The sequence below is a fragment of the Cellvibrionales bacterium genome (assembly GCA_016713115.1).
Taxonomy (GTDB): domain Bacteria; phylum Pseudomonadota; class Gammaproteobacteria; order Pseudomonadales; family UBA7239; genus UBA7239.
Genome location: JADJPU010000001.1, coordinates 2,395,248 through 2,411,973 on the forward strand (window position 1 = coordinate 2,395,248; position 16,726 = coordinate 2,411,973).

Sequence of the window (16,726 nt, forward strand, 5' to 3'; positions counted from 1 at the left end):
CACCCGCCTCAAACAGCTATTACCGCTATAATGGCGCGCTCTTTATGACTCACCCGCCCCTTTTCCTTTAGGAGGACAGACCATGATCAAGCCACACGGCGCAGACACTCTCCAGCCACGATTTGTTGCGGATGCCAACGAGCACGCCAAACTCACTGCTGAAGCAGCACAACTGCCCTCGGTGTTGATTAGCTCAGCGGCAGCGGGCAATGCCGTGATGATGGGCGCGGGTTATTTCACACCGCTTACAGGCTATATGAATTTGGCGGATAGTCTTTCAGTGGCAGAAAAATTGCACACCACCAGCGGTTTGTTTTGGCCCGTGCCGATCGTCAATGTATTGAAAGATGTATCCAACATTAAAGACGCGAAACGAATTGCATTGCGCGACCCAAATGTCGACGGTAATCCTGTTATCGCGGTAATGGATATTGACGCTATCGACGAAGCCAGCGATGAACAAATGCGTTTTATGGCGCAGCATATTTTCAGCACACTGGACGACAAGCATCCTGGCGTTGCCACTTTTTTATCTGCCGGTCGCTTTCTGGTTTCCGGTGCGATTCATGTGTTGAACTACAGCTACTTCCCGCAAGAGTTTCCAGACACCTTCCGCACTGCCACTGAAATTCGCAACGAAATAGCACAGCGCGGTTGGAAAAAAGTGGTAGCCTTTCAAACACGCAACCCGATGCACCGTGCGCACGAAGAACTGTGCCGCATGGCGCAAGAACGCCTGCAAGCAGACGGCATTGTGATTCACATGTTGCTCGGCAAATTAAAAGAAGGCGATATCCCTGCTTCCGTGCGCGATGCCTGCATTCGCAAAATGGTTGAAAATTATTTTCCACCCAACACAGTCATGATTGCCGGTTACGGTTTTGACATGTTGTACGCAGGGCCACGCGAAGCGGTGTTGCACGCGATCTTCCGTCAAAACATGGGCGCCCATTATTTGATTGTTGGCCGCGACCACGCGGGCGTAGGTAGCTACTACGGTCCATTCGACGCGCAAGACATCTTCAAAGAAAAAGTTCCGGCTGGCGCACTGCAAATTGAGATTTTTGGCGCAGACAACACCGCTTTCTCTAAAAAATTAAATCGCGTAGTGATGATGCGCGAAGCACCTGACCATACCGAAGAAGATTTCATCACACTGTCTGGCACCAAGGTGCGCCAGATGCTCGGCCAAGGCCTTGCGCCACCACCGGAGTTTTCGCGCCCAGAAGTTGCCAAAATTCTGATGGAATACTACCAAGCCTTAGACGCTGGCAAGTCGTCATAACACTCACCCGCTGCAAAAACTCACAGAGAAACATTCACCATGATGGAATTATTAACAGACCCACAGGCTTGGATGGCGTTTATCACGCTCACCACCTTAGAACTGGTGCTCGGCATCGACAACATCATTTTCATTTCTATTTTGGTAGCAAAACTGCCGAAGGAGAAACGCGAGTTTGCGCGCCGCCTTGGTTTGTTCTTGGCCATGTTCATGCGTATTGCGCTGCTGATGACACTGGCATGGATTGCCAACATGACCGCACCGCTATTCACTGTGATGGAACAAGCCGTATCTGGGCGTGACATTATTTTGATAGCCGGTGGTTTGTTTTTGATCTGGAAAAGCACGCAAGAAATTCACCAATTATTGGAGGGTGTTGAAGGCCATGCCACGCATACCGTCAGAAACAATTTCTACGCGATTATTTTCCAAATTATTATTATCGACTTGGTGTTCTCGCTGGATTCCATCATTACGGCGGTAGGAATGAGCAATCAAATTCCTGTCATGGTAGCGGCGGTAGTTACTTCTGTAGCCTTGATGATTGCCTTTGCCGGTTTTATTGGCAGATTTATTGAGGATCACCCCACTATCAAAATGCTGGCTCTAGGTTTCTTGCTAGTCGTCGGTGTTGTACTGGTGGCAGATGGCACCGGCCATCATGTACCGAAAGGCTATATTTATTTCGCCATGGCCTTCTCCATCGCCGTCGAAGCCTTGAATATTCGCCTGCGTAGCAAATCGCACAAGCCAGTCGATTTGCGTGAGGCTTATGCCGCTACCGACAAAGATACACCCGCGCACTAACACATTGCGCACATAACAAAAAAAGCCGCTTCAAAAAGCGGCTTTTTTATTTCATCGTTACAAAACGAAAATTAATTAGGTTCGTTGAGTACAACAATGCGAGGAATCGGCAGCGAATTAAATGTTGAAGCGGTTGCTGCCGTATAGGCTCCCATCATGCGGCCAATCACCAAATCACCAACCGCCAATTCTGGCAGAGGCAATGCCTCTTCAATCACATCAATGCTGTCACAGGTTGGCCCCACAACCGCCGAAGGTTTAGTTTCACCTGTGCGAAATACATGCAGGGGATAACGCGCGTGATCGTAAATGCGACCGCTGAACATGCCGTACACACCATCGTCGAGATAGTACCAAGGCTGATCGCCGCGCAGTGCTTTGCCAACCACTGTAGTAACAGAAGCAGCAGCCGGTGCAATCAAATAGCGACCGGGCTCGGCTATCACTTCCACATGCTCCGGTAATTTTTTCAGCGCTGCGCGAATCGGCGCACAAAATGCTTCGATATCAATATCGCCTGCGTTGTCATAATCCACAGGAAAACCGCCGCCAATATCCAAAATGCGGATCGGCACTTCATATTCGCTGATCAATTTCGTGCAGGCTTCAATTGCCGCCACATGCGTGCTGGGAGAAGTGGATTGCGAACCCACATGAAAAGATAAACCTTTTACATGCAGCCCCAGTGCCTTGGCTTCTTTTAATAAAGCTGGCACTTCTTCGGGCGAGCAGCCAAATTTTTTTGATAAATCGACGGCACAATCTGGACTGCGAAATGCTACGCGCAACAACAGACCCACACGGTGCGCGTATTGGCGAAACTTGGCGATCTCCACCAAGTTGTCCACCACAAAGGTGCTACAACCAAAGCGCAGTGCATCGCGAATGTCTTTGTCTTTTTTGATGGGGTGCGTGTGAATCGTGTTGCGCGGATTCACTTTCTGCTTACGCAATAAATTGATTTCACCCGTTGAGGCAATATCAAAGCCAGCGCCCAACTGATTCAAGGTGTTGACGATAGCCGCATGCGGAAATGCTTTCACCGCGTAATACAGACCCACATTCGGCAGTGCAGCTTTAAGCTGCTGGTACTGATCGGCCAACTTTGCGCAATCAAGGAGCAGCAGCGGCGAACCATACTGCTCCACCATGACCCGCATTTTGGTTTCGTCAAACAGAATTTCCGAAAACAAGTTGGCCATTATTCCCTCAACCCTCGTCAGCTATTGTCAGTTTTGCCAATGGCATCCAATACATATTGTGGTAGCGCAAACGATGCCGCATGAATATCTGGATTGTAGTAACGCGTTTTAATACCTGAAGCTTTGAAGCGTTCACGAATGGTGTTGATATCCACTTGGCGCAGCGCTTTGTTGTCGCTAGACCAAGCAAAAGTCATCACGCCGCCCACATAAGTTGGTACAGCGGCGGTATAAAAATGCACATCGCCGAAGGTCAGCGCCATGCGCTGAGCCGTGGTTTTTACTTCATCCAACTGCATGAACACCACACCGTTTTGTGTGACCATGATGCCCCCATCGTTCAAGCAGCGTTTGCAATCGCTGTAGAACTGACTGGTGAACAACACCTCGCCGGGGCCGATAGGGTCAGTGGAATCTGAAATAATAATGTCGAATTTTTCTTGGCAATTCGCCACAAAACGGCAGCCGTCATCAATCACGATATTGGCACGCGGATCGTCGTAAGCACCCGCCGAGTGATTCGGCAGATACTCAATCGCCATGTCGATGACAGCTTTGTCGATCTCGACTTGCGTCACATGTTCAATGCTCGTGTGGCGACACACTTCGCGCAAAATACCACCGTCGCCGCCGCCGATAATCAACACACGCTTGGCTTTGCCGTGCGCCAAAATCGGCACATGGGTCAGCATTTCGTGATAAATAAATTCATCTTTTTCCGTGGTTTGCACCACGCCGTCCAACACCATCACGCGACCAAACAGCGCGTTGTGAAAAATCATCAACTGCTGGTGTCCGGTATCAAACTCGAAATAAACCTTGTCAATGTCGTGGCGTTGTCCCCAAGCATCGTACAGTGTTTCATTCCAGGTCTTAGTCATGGCTTTGCTTCACTCCGCAAGTGTGGTGGGTAAAAGAATGGCGGCCAGCTCATCAAACAAGCCGACATACAGGGCAAATGGTACAAGGAAGGGCGCGATTATGGGGCGGTTTGCAGGATTTGCAAGTATCTATATAATCGCCCCGCTTTCATGGTGGCCCTGTCGGTTCCTCGCAATGAACAGCTGTAAACCCCGCCAGGCCCGGAAGGGAGCAACGGTAGCAGCCCGTTTGTGTGCCGAGGCTCGGCTGGCAGGGACACCACCCTCTTCGTCTATACTAGCGCCTCGTTTTTTACTGACTGTTTGGCCATGAGCTACCAAGTTCTCGCCCGCAAATGGCGCCCACAACACTTCCGTGACATGGCCGGTCAAACGCATGTGCTGCAAGCACTCATCAATGCGCTGGATCACAACCGTCTGCACCACGCCTATTTATTTACCGGCACACGCGGCGTGGGTAAAACCACCATTGCACGCATCTTGGCAAAGTGTCTCAACTGTGAATCGGGCATCAGCTCGCAGCCCTGCGGTCAGTGCGCCGCCTGCTGTGAAATTACTGAAGGGCGCTTTGTTGATTTGATTGAAATTGATGCCGCTTCGCGCACCAAAGTCGAAGACACGCGCGAGATTCTCGACAATGTGCAATACCTGCCTGCGCGTGGTCGCTTCAAAGTGTATTTGATCGACGAAGTGCACATGCTCTCCACTAGCAGCTTTAATGCGCTGCTGAAAACACTGGAAGAGCCGCCTGCGCATGTAAAGTTTTTGCTCGCCACGACTGATCCGCATAAATTGCCGGTGACTGTGCTGTCGCGCTGCCTGCAATTTAATTTAAAAAATTTGGCACCAGAAAAAATTGTCGAGTATTTGAAAGTCATACTCGATAAAGAAATGATTCCCTACGAAGACGCTGCGCTGTGGTTGCTGGCGCGCGCTGCTGACGGCTCGATGCGTGATGCGCTTTCCCTAACCGATCAAGCGATTGCTTTTGGCAGCGAAAAAATTGCGGAAACTGGCGTGCGTGAAATGCTGGGCACGATGGATCGTCGTTTGATTCATCCTATGTTGGATGCGCTGATCGCCAATGACGCGCCCGCCCTGCTCGCCGCTGTTGCGCAACTAGCAGAACAGAATCCTGATTACAGCGGCGCACTGGATGAACTGCTCTCCGTATTGCATCGCATTGCGGTGGCACAAGCTGCGCCTTCTGTACTCGATCAATTTCCAGATGAGCGCGAACGGCTGCAACATCTTGCCAACCATATGACTGCCGAAGATGTGCAGTTGTATTACCAAATTGGCTTAAACGGTCAGCGCGATTTGTCACTGGCACCGGATACACGCTCCGGCTTTGAAATGGCACTGTTGCGCATGTTGGCGTTTCGTCCGCATAACGCAGCCGGTGGCGGCGAGAAAAAAAAAACTGAACTGACGCCGCGCCCAGCAATATCAGCAACGCCTACAACATCTGCTACTGCTATTGCTGCACCTGTTAGCAAACCGACACCGACTTTATCCGCTGCGCGCCCTGTTGCTGCACAGGCACCCGCACCTGTAACACCAACACCCGCGCCCACCAATAACGCAACGCCCAATCACACGCTCGACAGTGAAAGCTGGCCATCACTGTGGCAGCGCTTACCGCTCGCCGGTATCGTGCGCAACACCGCCGGGCATTGCTGCTTGGATCGCGTAGAAGGCTCGCATTACCACTTCATACTCGACACAGCGCAAGCCAATCTTTTTAACCCCTCTCATGCAGAAAAACTGACAGAAACTTTGCGCCAATATTTGGCACAACACTGCGATGTAACCATCACCATCGGCACGCCACAAAAAACAACGCCGCATCAACTGCAACAGCAAAAACAAGCACAGCGATTACAAGAAGCGGAAGATTCGTTCCGCAACGATCCTAATGTCATCGCACTGTTACAACCGTTTGATGCGCAAATTACCGAGGGTTCGATTGAACCCTTTCAACCATCCATACACTAAACAAATACCTGAGAGCAGCTTATGAAACTGGGCAACATGAATGATTTGATGAAACAAGCACAGGCGATGCAAGAAAAAATGCAACGCATGCAAGAAGATGTCGCAAAAATGGAAGTGACGGGCGAATCTGGCGCTGGCTTAGTTAAAGTGGTGATGAACGGTCGCCACGATGTACGCAGCGTCAATATCGACAGCAGCTTACTGACCGAAGACAAAGAAATTCTGGAAGATTTGCTGGCCGCCGCGGTGAATGACGCCGTGCGCAAAGTGGAACACCACTCGCAAGAACAAATGCAAAAAATGACAGGTGGCTTGCAAATGCCACCCGGCTTCAAAATGCCATTTTAATTTTTTCTACTGGAGCGACAGCGGCGTGCGCAGCGTAACAAACTCCTCTGCCACTGTTGGGTGGATACCAATTGTTTTATCAAATTGTTTTTTGGTCGCACCTGCCTGAATCGCCACCGCAAAACCCTGCACGATTTCACCTGCTTCCGCACCCACCATGTGTAAACCCAACACACGATCTGTGGATTGCTGTACCACTAACTTCATCAGCATGCGCTCGCTGCTACCGCTGACGGTATGTTTCAACGGGCGAAAATCGGTGCGGAAAATCACCACATCATTCACACCATAACGCTGCTCAGCTTGTTGCTGCGTTAAACCCACAGCCGCCACTTCCGGCGACGAGAAAACAGCGCTCGGCACCAATTTATAATCAATGCGCTCACGCGCACCAGAGCCGTACCAGTGATCCACTAACCACATCGCCTCTGCCGTGGCGACCGGCGTGAGTTCTTTGCGCCCCACTGCATCACCCAGTGCAAAAATAGACGGTTCATGCGTGCAGAAGTTTTCATCCACCACAATATGCCCAGACGATTTGAGTTGTACCGCCGTCTGCTCCAAACCCAACTGCGCAGTAACCGGCTTTCTGCCTGTGGCATACAACACGCAATCGGCCTGCAAAGTTTTTCCGCTTTCACAGCGTACGAGTAAACCCGCATCGGTTTTTTCAATGGCAGCAACATTGTCGCTCAGTTGTAAATTGATACCTTTCTTAATAATTTCCTGCTGCAAAAATTGACTGATATCACTATCAAAGTGACGCAGCAAAGTATCACCGCGATACAACACCGTTGTACTTGCACCCAAAGCCTGCAAAATCCCCGCCAGCTCAACGGCGATATAACCACCACCCACTACAATGGCTTTTTCCGGTTTTTGTGGCAGCGAGAAAAATTCATTAGAGGTAATGGCGTGCTCAACACCAGTAATCTGTGGCTTCCACGGCGCACCACCCACAGCCAGCAAAATACGCTGTGCGGTTATTGTTTTTCCATCAACAGCCACAGCATGATTGCCCAACAGCTTGGCCGTTCCGCGCAGCACTTCAACACCAGCATCCAGCAATAATTTTTGATAGATGCCATTGAGTCTATGCACTTCGGCTTGCACATTGGCCGTCATCGTTTGCCAATCATGCGTATGTTTTTCTGATGACCAGCCAAAGCCAACCGATTCGTGGCACTGCTCAGAAAACTGTGCGGCGTAATGAAAAAGTTTTTTGGGGATGCAGCCCACATTCACGCAAGTGCCGCCCAAATACTGTTTTTCTACCAAGGCAACGCGCACACCTTGCGCAACAGCCATACGCGCCGCGCGTACACCACCCGAACCACCACCAATCACCAACAAATCAAAGTCAAACTGCATGAAAATCGACTCCAGCCTGATCAATAACGCCAGGCACAATTTCAAAAGGAATATTCGCTGCCTGCAAATGCATCAACAACGCCGACATATCGCGCAGAGACAACGGATCTCCAGACACGAGATATGCAAGATACTGATTATTGCGAACGCCCTCAGACAACACAGAAAAAACTTCCTCCAGACGCTGCACGGTATGCTGTTGCGCATCCCGCCGCGCTAAACGACAAATATTCTGACTGACCGCTGCGTCAGCAATCACGCAATCGCAGGCTTGCAGAACGCGCAGCGCTTTGAAAGTCAGCAAGTCAGGATCGCCCGTGCCACTACCCACAATCGCCACGCGACCGCGCACTTCGCCGTCGCGCACAAACTGCTCAAGCTGCCTGTCAAAATCAATCGTTTGTTGCGATAACTCACCACTGCTGGCACTGATTAGATAACGCTGTAGCAGACCATCCCAAAACCGCAAACGCTGTTTGGCATCGGATATTTTTTGCGACACTTGCCGCCGAAAACTGCCTATTTGCTGCGCCAACTCACCCAGAGAGGATGGCAATAGAGCCTCAATACGCGCACGCAGCAAGCGGGTTAACACCGGTGCCGTGCCATTGCTGGACACCGCGACTGTTACCGCGCCGCGCTCCACAATGGCTGGGAAAATAAAAGTGCACAGTGCAGGTTTATCCACCACATTAACAGGAATGTTTTTGCTTTTTGCGCCAGCAGAAATACTAGTGGCCAATGCTTCATCATCGCTGGCGACGATCACCAGTGCCGCATCCTGCAATAGCGATTCATCAAATGCACTTTCCGGTACACTGACAATATCCGCGCCCGCACGCTCCAATAGAAACCGTTTGCGCTGCGCAGAATCGCCATCACCAACCAGCAAACACCGCCTGCCTTTTACATCTAAAAACACAGGCAAGGTTTGCATGATCAACTCCTGTTGGCGTTACTTTTTGCGGGCAGTCGTTTTCTTGGTAGCAGATTTTGCGGCTGTGGTTTTTGCTGCTGGTTTTCTGCGCACAGGGCTTTCATCATCCGCCGCGCCGCGGCTCTCTACCCAAGCGCCATTCTTATAAAACGCGCGCCAGCCGGTAGGTTTGCCGTCAATTTCACTCTGCACATACTGCTCTTTGGATTTCCGACTAAAACGCACAATTGCAGGGTTTCCCTCTGGGTCTTGCTGCGGCGCAGAAAACAGAAACTCGTATTTAGGATCAATTTCTTTGCGATGGGGAATTAACTCCGACACCAGCGGCGCGCGTGTTTCGCGGTATTTAGGGAACTGACTGGCCGCCAAAAACAAGCCAGAAGCGCCATCACGCAGCAAATAAAAATCATCGACTTTCTGGCAACGCAGCTCTTCCATTTTTACCACATCCATTTTCGGCGGCGCGGCTTCACCATTGCGCAATAATTTGCGTGTATTTTTGCAGCTACTGTTGGTGCAACCGAAGTATTTGCCGAAGCGACCGGTTTTTAACTGCATATCAGAGCCGCATTTATCGCATTCCAACAGCGGGCCGTCATAGCCTTTTAATTTGAACTGCCCTGCCTCTATAGCATAGCCATCACAATCAGGGTTATTGCCGCAAATATGCAACTTGCGTTTTTCATCCAACAAATAGGCATCCATTGCTGTATTGCATTTTTGGCAGCGATGTTTATGGCGCAGTTGTTGCACTTCCGCATCGTCATCTTCAGCAATTTCATCACCAGCAATTAAATTGATGGTGGTTTTGCAGCGCTCTTTTGGCGGCAGAGCGTAGCCAGAGCAGCCGAGAAAAACGCCTGTGCTGCCGGTGCGGATCTGCATATTGCGTCCGCAGCTTGGGCATTTGATGTCAGTTTCTGTGGGATCATTGGCGCGCATACCGCCTGCATCGCCCTGCGCCCGCGCTAATTTCTGACGAAAATCGCCGTAGAAATTGTCGAGCACTTTCGTCCAGCCTTTCTGCCCTTCTGCAATCTCATCCAGAGATTCTTCTAAATTGGCGGTGAAGCTGTAATCCATCAAATCACTGAACGATTCCGTCAAACGCTCGGTGACGATATCGCCCATTTTTTCCGCAAATAAGCGGCGTTTTTCCAACTTCACATAACCACGGTCTTGAATGGTGGAAATAATGGCGGCATAAGTGGATGGGCGACCAATACCACGCTTTTCCAATTCTTTCACCAAACTCGCTTCAGTGAAACGCGCTGGCGGGCTGGTGAAATGCTGCGTAGGATTCAACTGCTGCAAGGTCAACACTTCGCCGACTTTCATGTCCGGCAAAATATTATCTTCTTCGCCATCTTTCTTGTTCATTTGCGGCAACACTTTAGTGTAACCATCGAATAACATCACACGGCCACGCGCACGCAACTCAAACTCTGCCGCTTTTACATCCACGCGCGTACTGGTGTATTGCGCAGGCACCATTTGACAAGCCACAAACTGCTGCCAAATTAAAGTGTAAAGACGCTCTGCATCGCGCTCGACTCCTGCTAATTTATTCGGCTGCAATTTCACATCTGAAGGACGAATAGCTTCGTGCGCTTCTTGCGCGCCTGATTTGCTGGCATAAAAATTAGGTTTGCTCGGCAAATATTTTTCACCGTATTGCTGGCCAATAAAATCGCGGCAGGCATGCACGGCATCCATCGACAAATTGGTCGAATCGGTACGCATATAGGTGATGAAACCCGCCTCGTACAAACGCTGCGCCAGCATCATAGTTTTCTTCACGCTGAAACCTAAACGCGAGCTGGCTGCCTGCTGCAAAGTGGAAGTAATAAACGGCGCAGAAGGACGCGACTGCGTGGGTTTGTCTTCACGCGCCGCCACTTTGTACGCCGCTTTTTGCAAGGCGGCCTCTGCGGCTTTTGCTTGCTGCTCGTTCACCGGGCGAAAGGTTTGCTCGCCCTGCTTCATCACTTCCAATACAACAGCACTGCCTTTAGGTGTTTTTACATCGGCGTGGATTTGCCAAAACTCTTCCGGCACAAACGCGCGAATTTCACGCTCGCGTTCCACCACCAAACGCACCGCCACCGACTGCACGCGACCGGCCGACAAACCACGCGCCACTTTCGCCCATAACAAAGGCGACACCATAAAACCAACAACGCGATCGAGAAACCGGCGCGCCTGTTGTGCATTGACACGATTAATATCCAACTGCCCAGGCTGCGCAAACGCTTCTTGAATCGCTTTTTTGGTGATTTCGTTAAACACCACGCGGCGATATTTTTCTTTATCGCCACCAATCGCTTCACTCAAATGCCAAGCGATTGCCTCTCCTTCGCGATCCAAGTCCGTCGCGAGGTAAATGGTGTCGGCCTGCTTCGCCAGCTTGCGCAATTCATCCACCACTTTTTCTTTGCCCGGGAGAATTTCGTACTGCGCCTTCCAACCGTTTTCAGGATCCACACCCATGCGCGTCACTAATTGCGACTGTGCTTTCTGCTCACGGTGCGCGGCTTTCTCTTCCACCGACATCTTGCGTGTTTTCGCAGCTTGCTCAGCACGCGCCTTGGTGTCGATCTCTTTGCCACCGCCGGTGGGCAGGTCGCGAATATGGCCGATGGATGACTTCACCACAAAGTCATTGCCTAAGTATTTGTTGATGGTCTTCGCTTTGGCCGGAGACTCGACGATAACGAGGGATTTGCCCATAAATACCTTTGCTGTGTGCAGCTTTGGATAGTCGGTCAAAGGGGAGCCCCAATGGCACCCTTCAGAGGGTGCGACTATATAAGAAGGAAGACTAGGCTGGTCAAGCTAAAAAACGGCTTTGCTTAAAAAATGATCAGAACAGGCGTACCTCAAAGCAGTTGCCACCTGCCAGCAAGTTGTACAGCCGAATGTCCCAACCCTGATGGACACAAATACGCCGCACCAAGGACAGCCCTAAGCCCAAACCCTCTCCACGCGCCGCAGTCCCACGCACAAAGGGCTGAAAAATTGCCTCCTTGCGCTCGTCTTCAATCTGCTTGCCTGTGTCTTCTACGCGAAATCCTGTACTAGTCAGCACTAAGCGCACGGAGCCGCTATCTGTGTAATGCACGGCATTGCGAATCAAATTGGAAATCACTGCACGCAGTAAGGCAGTGTTAAAGCGTTGGTCTGATTGCGCTGGGGCAGACTCCAGCACCAAACTTAAAGACAACTGTTTGCCTGTGGCAGTGGATTGCCATTGCTCGCATTGCTCGCGCGCCATTTGCTCTAAAGTAACGCGACTGATAGCTGCATCCACTTCGACATTGTTGCGCGCCAATTGCAAAAAAGTATGCACAAGATCGCGCATTTCTTGTGCAGCACGCTGAATCCTTGCCAATTGATTCTGCTGCTTTTCATTGAGCTGTGCAGATGCTTGCAACAATTCACACGCCGTGGCGATAACTGTCAGCGGCGTGCGCAACTCATGACTAACATCACTAGTAAAAAAACGCTCGCGTTCTAGCGTGCCATTGATACGCGCCAAGGCATCATCAAAAGCCAGTGCCAATTGCCCTACTTCGTCAGCTGCATAATCAACCGCCAAGGGCGTACTTGTTGTAGGTTTCTGTTCACGATCACGCACCTGCTGCGCCAAACGCGAAACTGGCGACATGATGCGGCGCGCCAGAAAATAGCCCAACACCCATGCCGCTACCACACTTAATACAAAACCCGCCACCACGATCAAAAACAAAGCTCGTTCGCGTCGCTCAAAATTGGTTTGATCACGCAAAAACAAAAACTTTTCATCACCCTGCTGATAAACAAGTGCGTGAAATGCCTCTCCATCACGAAACACTTCATGGAATCCTGTATTCAAATTTTTTAACCAATCTGGCGGTGCATTCCATTCATCCACCTGATCAGTTTTATCGTGATAAAAACGCGAACCAGGCAGCAAATCCAAATCGCGCCCTTCGCTGTAACGCGCCATTGCCAGCGTGAGATCATCGTGCAGCGAATTGCTCAGCAGCTGACTCTCCACCACTTTTACAACCACAATAACGCCAACAGAAAACAGAGCACTGATCACTGCCGCCATCAATACAAAAGCGACAATAATGCGGCGCGACAGTTGTTGGTTTTTTTTCAATGCCTGCATTTTTTATACTCTGGCTAATATTCCATCACGCTTGTTGCAATGCCAAACGAAATCCTATGCCGTGCACTGTATGCAATAAGTGTGTTTCAAAGGGCTTATCTATCAATTGGCGCAATTGGTGAATATGGCTGCGCAAACTGTCGCTATCGGGGCAATTATCGCCCCATACCGCTTCTTCCAACTGCTCGCGGCGCACCACTGACGGGCTACGTTGCATCAAAATTTCCAATAATTTCAAACTGATTGGGTTTAATTTGATGGTTTTATTTTCTCGTTTCACTTCCAGAGAATCTAAGTCATAAGTTAGATCAGCCACGGCCAATAATCGACTGGCACCGTGCGTACGGCGCAACACGGCTTCGATACGTGCGACCAGTTCAGACAATTCAAATGGCTTGACCAGATAGTCATCTGCGCCAGAAGAAAACCCCTGTAGACGATCATCTAAAGTATCTCGCGCCGTCAACATAATAACAGGCAAATTATTTCTCGCTTCGCGCAAGCGCTGACACAACGTGAATCCGTCAATGCCTGGCATCATCACATCCAGCACTGCCAAATCATAGGACTCCGTGACAGCTAAATGCATCCCCGTCATACCATCTTGCGCGCAGTCTACGGTATAGCCTTTTAACTCAAGATAATCCGTTAAATTTGCCAGAATATCGCGATTATCTTCCACCAATAAAATACGCATATTTCACTCCAATTATTACGAAAGCTGCTTCATGATTTGGCATGACCCGCCAACAATATTTTCCATTCTTGTTCACTCCACAATTCGCGGCTGTGACGATATAGCTGATCGAGATCACGTCGCGATGCTTTTTTAGGCAGCCAACAATGACGCGCTTTCTCTAAATCCAACAAGGCGATTTCAGGCAACACAACAGTATCACCGGCCGTCAAAAAAATGTGCTTAGGGTACAAACAGGTGTGCTGCCACTGTGCGTTATGCACTACACCCAGAACACGACCCATTTCTTGTAACAAGCGTTGATGCTGCTCGTCACCAATGCGCTGTCTACCGCCGCGACCGTACCAAGTTTCTAAATCGACAAAGCCATCTAAAGATTTAGTGACTAATACCGCCTGCCAATCGCCATTCACTTTTCTCGCTTCTGCAAAGACAATTTCTGGCGTAGTGATGCTCAATTTTCTCAATGCCGATGTGGCGAATTTTTCACGCATCACCGTGGGCAAACCAAACGGATAACGCAAACTACGAAACAGGTGATTGCGCTGGCGCTTGATGTAGACCATCCCCAATGCCGGTAACACCAACCGCTCCACGCCACTTTCCCCATCGCGCCGTACATTGGCCGGCTCTACAGATTCGCCACGAAGATTCCACCATCCGTTAAAATCGGTTGGCACGCTTAAATCGTTTGTTGCACTCACGCAGGCATCCATCGTCTTTACTCAATATGCGAATTATAGCGATACTCTGACAACACTAATCACAGGTTATGAAAATGGAATGGTTTCCGCATGTCACCGTAGCCACGGTTATCGAGCGCGATGGAAAATTTCTACTTGTCCACGAACTGGATAAATTTCAGCAAAAAATGGTGTACAACCAGCCTGCAGGGCACTGGGAAAAAGACGAAACTATCGTTGCAGCAGCGATCCGCGAAACGCTGGAAGAAACCGCTTGGCGAGTAAAAATTGATAGCTGGCTCGGTCTTTATACCTACACAGCCCCCGCCAATAGCGTCACTTATCTACGCGTGGCTTTTGTTGCCAATCTCGTCGAAAACATGAACACGCAGCTGGATGAAGGCATACAAGCGGCTGTATGGATGGACTACGAAACCCTACTGCTCAAAGAAGCTGCAGGTGAATTACGCAGCCCTTTGGTCAAACAGGTGATCGACGATTACCGCAGCGGCCGCCGCTTACCTCTCAACAGCATTTACGAGCACTGAACAGCTGCTACCGTACGCCAGCAGGGGTATTTTGGCTCCCTGAGTGGAGTCCTTTAGAATGGCAGGCTCTATTTCAGCTCACCTCCCCATCATGAACAGCCCCACCAAAGTCATCGTCGGTATGTCCGGCGGCGTCGATTCTTCGGTCACTGCCCTGCTGCTACAACAGCAAGGCTATGCCGTGGAAGGCTTGTTCATGAAAAACTGGGACGAGGACGACGGCAGCGAATACTGCACCGCCAAAGCGGATCTTTCAGACGCGCAAGCTGTCGCCGACAAACTCGGCATCCACTTACACACCGCCAACTTTGCCAGCGAATACTGGGACAATGTATTCGAGTATTTTCTCGCCGAATACCGCGCAGGTCGCACACCGAACCCTGACATCCTCTGCAATCGCGAAATTAAATTCAAAGTTTTTCTGGATTACGCCACCTTGCTCGGCGCAGATAAAATCGCCACCGGCCACTACTGCCGCGTTAAAACTATCAACGAAAAAACAGCATTATTGAAAGGTCTTGATCCAGAAAAAGATCAAAGCTACTTTTTACATGCCGTGACCGAACAAGCCTTAGCTAAAACTTTATTTCCCATTGGTGAGTTAGAAAAATCAACTGTGCGAAAACTGGCCGAACAGCACGGACTCGCCACCGCCAAGAAGAAAGATTCCACGGGCATTTGTTTTATTGGCGAACGCCGCTTCAAAGATTTTTTAGAACGCTATCTACCTGCACAACCCGGTACCATTCTTTCTGTTGATGGCAAAATCGTTGGCAAACACAGTGGCTTGATGTACTACACCATCGGCCAGCGCCAAGGTTTGGGCATCGGCGGCGTAAAAGATGCCAGTGAAGACCCTTGGTATGTGGTTGACAAAGATCTCGCCAACAATGTGCTGCTTGTGGCGCAAGGCGAACACCCTTCGCAATACGCTTCTGCACTGGCGTGTTCACAACTGCATTGGATCAGTGGTGCAGCACCCAATCATCAAACACCTTTACACTGCAAAATTCGCTACCGCCAAGCCGATCAAGCTTGTCGAATTACACTGTCAGAAAATGGAAATGCTCGCGTAGATTTTTCTGAAGCACAACGCGCCATTTCTCCCGGGCAATCTATCGTCTTCTATCAAGATGAAATTTGTTTAGGCGGCGGCATTATTGAAAGAAAAATTTCCACGGAGACTGCATGAGCAACACACCCGTTACCGACCAAGCCATCGCACTCGCGGGCATTGCGCAAGCTGCCATGTTGGTTAACCAACTCGCACGCGAAGGTAATGCCGATCAGCAAGCCATGCAATGCACTATCCACAGCATTCTGGCACTGGACGCGCCAGACAGCGAAAGTATCTTCATCAACAGAAAACACCTACATTTAGGCTTAAAAACTGTGCGCGAAGCATTTGAGCGCGACACAGCATCCAGCGCAGAAACACTGCGCTATTGCGCCAGTATGCTGCACTTACAAAAACAACTCGTTAAAAACCCATCCATGCTGGATGCTTTGCGTAAACGCATCCAACAGCTGCAAAAACAAATTGATTTGCACGGCGAACACACTTCCAGCCAAGTATTTAGCAGCATCGCCAGCATTTATTCCGACACACTGAGCACTTTCCAATTTCGTGTGCAGGTCAATGGCCGCCCTGAGTTACTACAACAGCAAAACATTGCCGATCAAATCCGCACCGCGCTCTTTGGCGGTGTACGCGCCGCAATCCTGTGGCGGCAGCTGGGCGGCTCGCGCTTGGATTTTATTTTTCGTCGCAAAGCCATTTACAACGCCACCGTTGCACTAATGGAAGCCTGAG

The 16,726-nt window shown here is 50.1% G+C and carries 15 protein-coding genes and 1 other RNA gene; 8 read left to right on the forward strand and 8 right to left on the reverse strand.

The window, feature by feature from the left end:
* Positions 1–82: 82 nt before the first annotated feature.
* Positions 83–1,285: a sulfate adenylyltransferase gene (gene sat, locus IPK30_11795; GenBank protein MBK8103913.1), complete on the forward strand. Its 1,203-nt coding sequence runs from the start codon at positions 83–85 to the stop codon at positions 1,283–1,285.
* 39 nt (positions 1,286–1,324) lie between these two features.
* Positions 1,325–2,092 carry a TerC family protein gene (locus IPK30_11800; GenBank protein MBK8103914.1) on the forward strand — a complete coding sequence of 256 codons (768 nt, stop codon included), beginning with the start codon at positions 1,325–1,327 and terminating at the stop codon, positions 2,090–2,092.
* A 71-nt stretch (positions 2,093–2,163) separates the two neighbouring features.
* On the opposite strand, the gene IPK30_11805 is transcribed toward IPK30_11800, so the two are convergent.
* A complete protein-coding gene (locus IPK30_11805; GenBank protein ID MBK8103915.1) occupies positions 2,164–3,252 on the reverse strand; it encodes a type III PLP-dependent enzyme in 1,089 nt (362 codons plus the stop codon).
* A 59-nt stretch (positions 3,253–3,311) separates the two neighbouring features.
* Positions 3,312–4,175: a polyamine aminopropyltransferase gene (gene speE, locus IPK30_11810; protein ID MBK8103916.1), complete on the reverse strand. Its 864-nt coding sequence runs from the start codon at positions 4,173–4,175 to the stop codon at positions 3,312–3,314.
* A 160-nt stretch (positions 4,176–4,335) separates the two neighbouring features.
* On the opposite strand from speE, the gene ffs reads away from it, so the two are divergent.
* The 3 genes from ffs to IPK30_11825 all read left to right on the forward strand — a co-directional run bounded on the left by ffs (position 4,336) and on the right by IPK30_11825 (position 6,521).
* Positions 4,336–4,431, forward strand: an RNA gene (gene ffs, locus IPK30_11815) — signal recognition particle sRNA small type.
* 53 nt (positions 4,432–4,484) lie between these two features.
* Entirely contained in the window at positions 4,485–6,173 is a 1,689-nt protein-coding gene (gene dnaX / locus IPK30_11820; GenBank protein MBK8103917.1) for a DNA polymerase III subunit gamma/tau, read from the forward strand.
* 21 nt (positions 6,174–6,194) lie between these two features.
* On the forward strand, positions 6,195–6,521 hold the full coding sequence (locus tag IPK30_11825) for a YbaB/EbfC family nucleoid-associated protein (GenBank protein MBK8103918.1): 327 nt from the start codon (positions 6,195–6,197) through the stop codon (positions 6,519–6,521).
* Positions 6,522–6,527: 6 nt separating this feature from the next.
* Here the strand turns inward: IPK30_11825 and gorA are convergent, their stop codons facing one another.
* The 6 genes from gorA to IPK30_11855 all read right to left on the reverse strand — a co-directional run bounded on the left by gorA (position 6,528) and on the right by IPK30_11855 (position 14,398).
* Positions 6,528–7,892, reverse strand: a complete 1,365-nt coding sequence (gene gorA, locus IPK30_11830) for a glutathione-disulfide reductase (GenBank protein ID MBK8103919.1) — start codon at positions 7,890–7,892, stop codon at positions 6,528–6,530.
* Positions 7,882–8,829, reverse strand: coding sequence for a hypothetical protein (locus IPK30_11835; GenBank protein ID MBK8103920.1), 948 nt, complete (start codon positions 8,827–8,829; stop codon positions 7,882–7,884). The genes gorA and IPK30_11835 overlap by 11 nt, the downstream gene beginning before the upstream one ends.
* An 18-nt stretch (positions 8,830–8,847) precedes the next feature.
* Positions 8,848–11,559 carry a type I DNA topoisomerase gene (gene topA / locus IPK30_11840; protein MBK8103921.1) on the reverse strand — a complete coding sequence of 904 codons (2,712 nt, stop codon included), beginning with the start codon at positions 11,557–11,559 and terminating at the stop codon, positions 8,848–8,850.
* Positions 11,560–11,692: 133 nt separating this feature from the next.
* Positions 11,693–12,976: a HAMP domain-containing histidine kinase gene (locus tag IPK30_11845; GenBank protein MBK8103922.1), complete on the reverse strand. Its 1,284-nt coding sequence runs from the start codon at positions 12,974–12,976 to the stop codon at positions 11,693–11,695.
* 34 nt (positions 12,977–13,010) lie between these two features.
* Positions 13,011–13,682 (reverse strand): response regulator transcription factor, encoded by a 672-nt coding sequence (locus IPK30_11850; protein MBK8103923.1) that lies wholly within the window; start codon positions 13,680–13,682, stop codon positions 13,011–13,013.
* A gap of 29 nt (positions 13,683–13,711) precedes the next feature.
* Positions 13,712–14,398: an InaA protein gene (locus IPK30_11855; protein MBK8103924.1), complete on the reverse strand. Its 687-nt coding sequence runs from the start codon at positions 14,396–14,398 to the stop codon at positions 13,712–13,714.
* A 62-nt stretch (positions 14,399–14,460) separates the two neighbouring features.
* On the opposite strand from IPK30_11855, the gene IPK30_11860 reads away from it, so the two are divergent.
* From IPK30_11860 to hflD, 3 genes are all read left to right on the forward strand, one after another.
* Positions 14,461–14,913 carry an NUDIX hydrolase gene (locus IPK30_11860; protein ID MBK8103925.1) on the forward strand — a complete coding sequence of 151 codons (453 nt, stop codon included), beginning with the start codon at positions 14,461–14,463 and terminating at the stop codon, positions 14,911–14,913.
* Positions 14,914–15,004: 91 nt separating this feature from the next.
* Positions 15,005–16,105, forward strand: a complete 1,101-nt coding sequence (gene mnmA / locus IPK30_11865) for a tRNA 2-thiouridine(34) synthase MnmA (protein ID MBK8103926.1) — start codon at positions 15,005–15,007, stop codon at positions 16,103–16,105.
* On the forward strand, positions 16,102–16,725 hold the full coding sequence (gene hflD / locus IPK30_11870; protein MBK8103927.1) for a high frequency lysogenization protein HflD: 624 nt from the start codon (positions 16,102–16,104) through the stop codon (positions 16,723–16,725). The genes mnmA and hflD overlap by 4 nt, the downstream gene beginning before the upstream one ends.
* Position 16,726: the final 1 nt, after the last annotated feature.

Coding starts and splice junctions, on each gene's coding strand:
- sat (MBK8103913.1), top strand. CDS start 83: ATGATCAAGCCACACGGCGCAGACACTCTCCAGCCACGATTTGTTGCG.
- IPK30_11800 (MBK8103914.1), top strand. CDS start 1,325: ATGATGGAATTATTAACAGACCCACAGGCTTGGATGGCGTTTATCACG.
- IPK30_11805 (MBK8103915.1), bottom strand. CDS start 3,252: ATGCGGGTCATGGTGGAGCAGTATGGTTCGCCGCTGCTGCTCCTTGAT.
- speE (MBK8103916.1), bottom strand. CDS start 4,175: ATGACTAAGACCTGGAATGAAACACTGTACGATGCTTGGGGACAACGC.
- dnaX (MBK8103917.1), top strand. CDS start 4,485: ATGAGCTACCAAGTTCTCGCCCGCAAATGGCGCCCACAACACTTCCGT.
- IPK30_11825 (MBK8103918.1), top strand. CDS start 6,195: ATGAAACTGGGCAACATGAATGATTTGATGAAACAAGCACAGGCGATG.
- gorA (MBK8103919.1), bottom strand. CDS start 7,892: ATGCAGTTTGACTTTGATTTGTTGGTGATTGGTGGTGGTTCGGGTGGT.
- IPK30_11835 (MBK8103920.1), bottom strand. CDS start 8,829: ATGCAAACCTTGCCTGTGTTTTTAGATGTAAAAGGCAGGCGGTGTTTG.
- topA (MBK8103921.1), bottom strand. CDS start 11,559: ATGGGCAAATCCCTCGTTATCGTCGAGTCTCCGGCCAAAGCGAAGACC.
- IPK30_11850 (MBK8103923.1), bottom strand. CDS start 13,682: ATGCGTATTTTATTGGTGGAAGATAATCGCGATATTCTGGCAAATTTA.
- IPK30_11855 (MBK8103924.1), bottom strand. CDS start 14,398: ATGGATGCCTGCGTGAGTGCAACAAACGATTTAAGCGTGCCAACCGAT.
- IPK30_11860 (MBK8103925.1), top strand. CDS start 14,461: ATGGAATGGTTTCCGCATGTCACCGTAGCCACGGTTATCGAGCGCGAT.
- mnmA (MBK8103926.1), top strand. CDS start 15,005: ATGAACAGCCCCACCAAAGTCATCGTCGGTATGTCCGGCGGCGTCGAT.
- hflD (MBK8103927.1), top strand. CDS start 16,102: ATGAGCAACACACCCGTTACCGACCAAGCCATCGCACTCGCGGGCATT.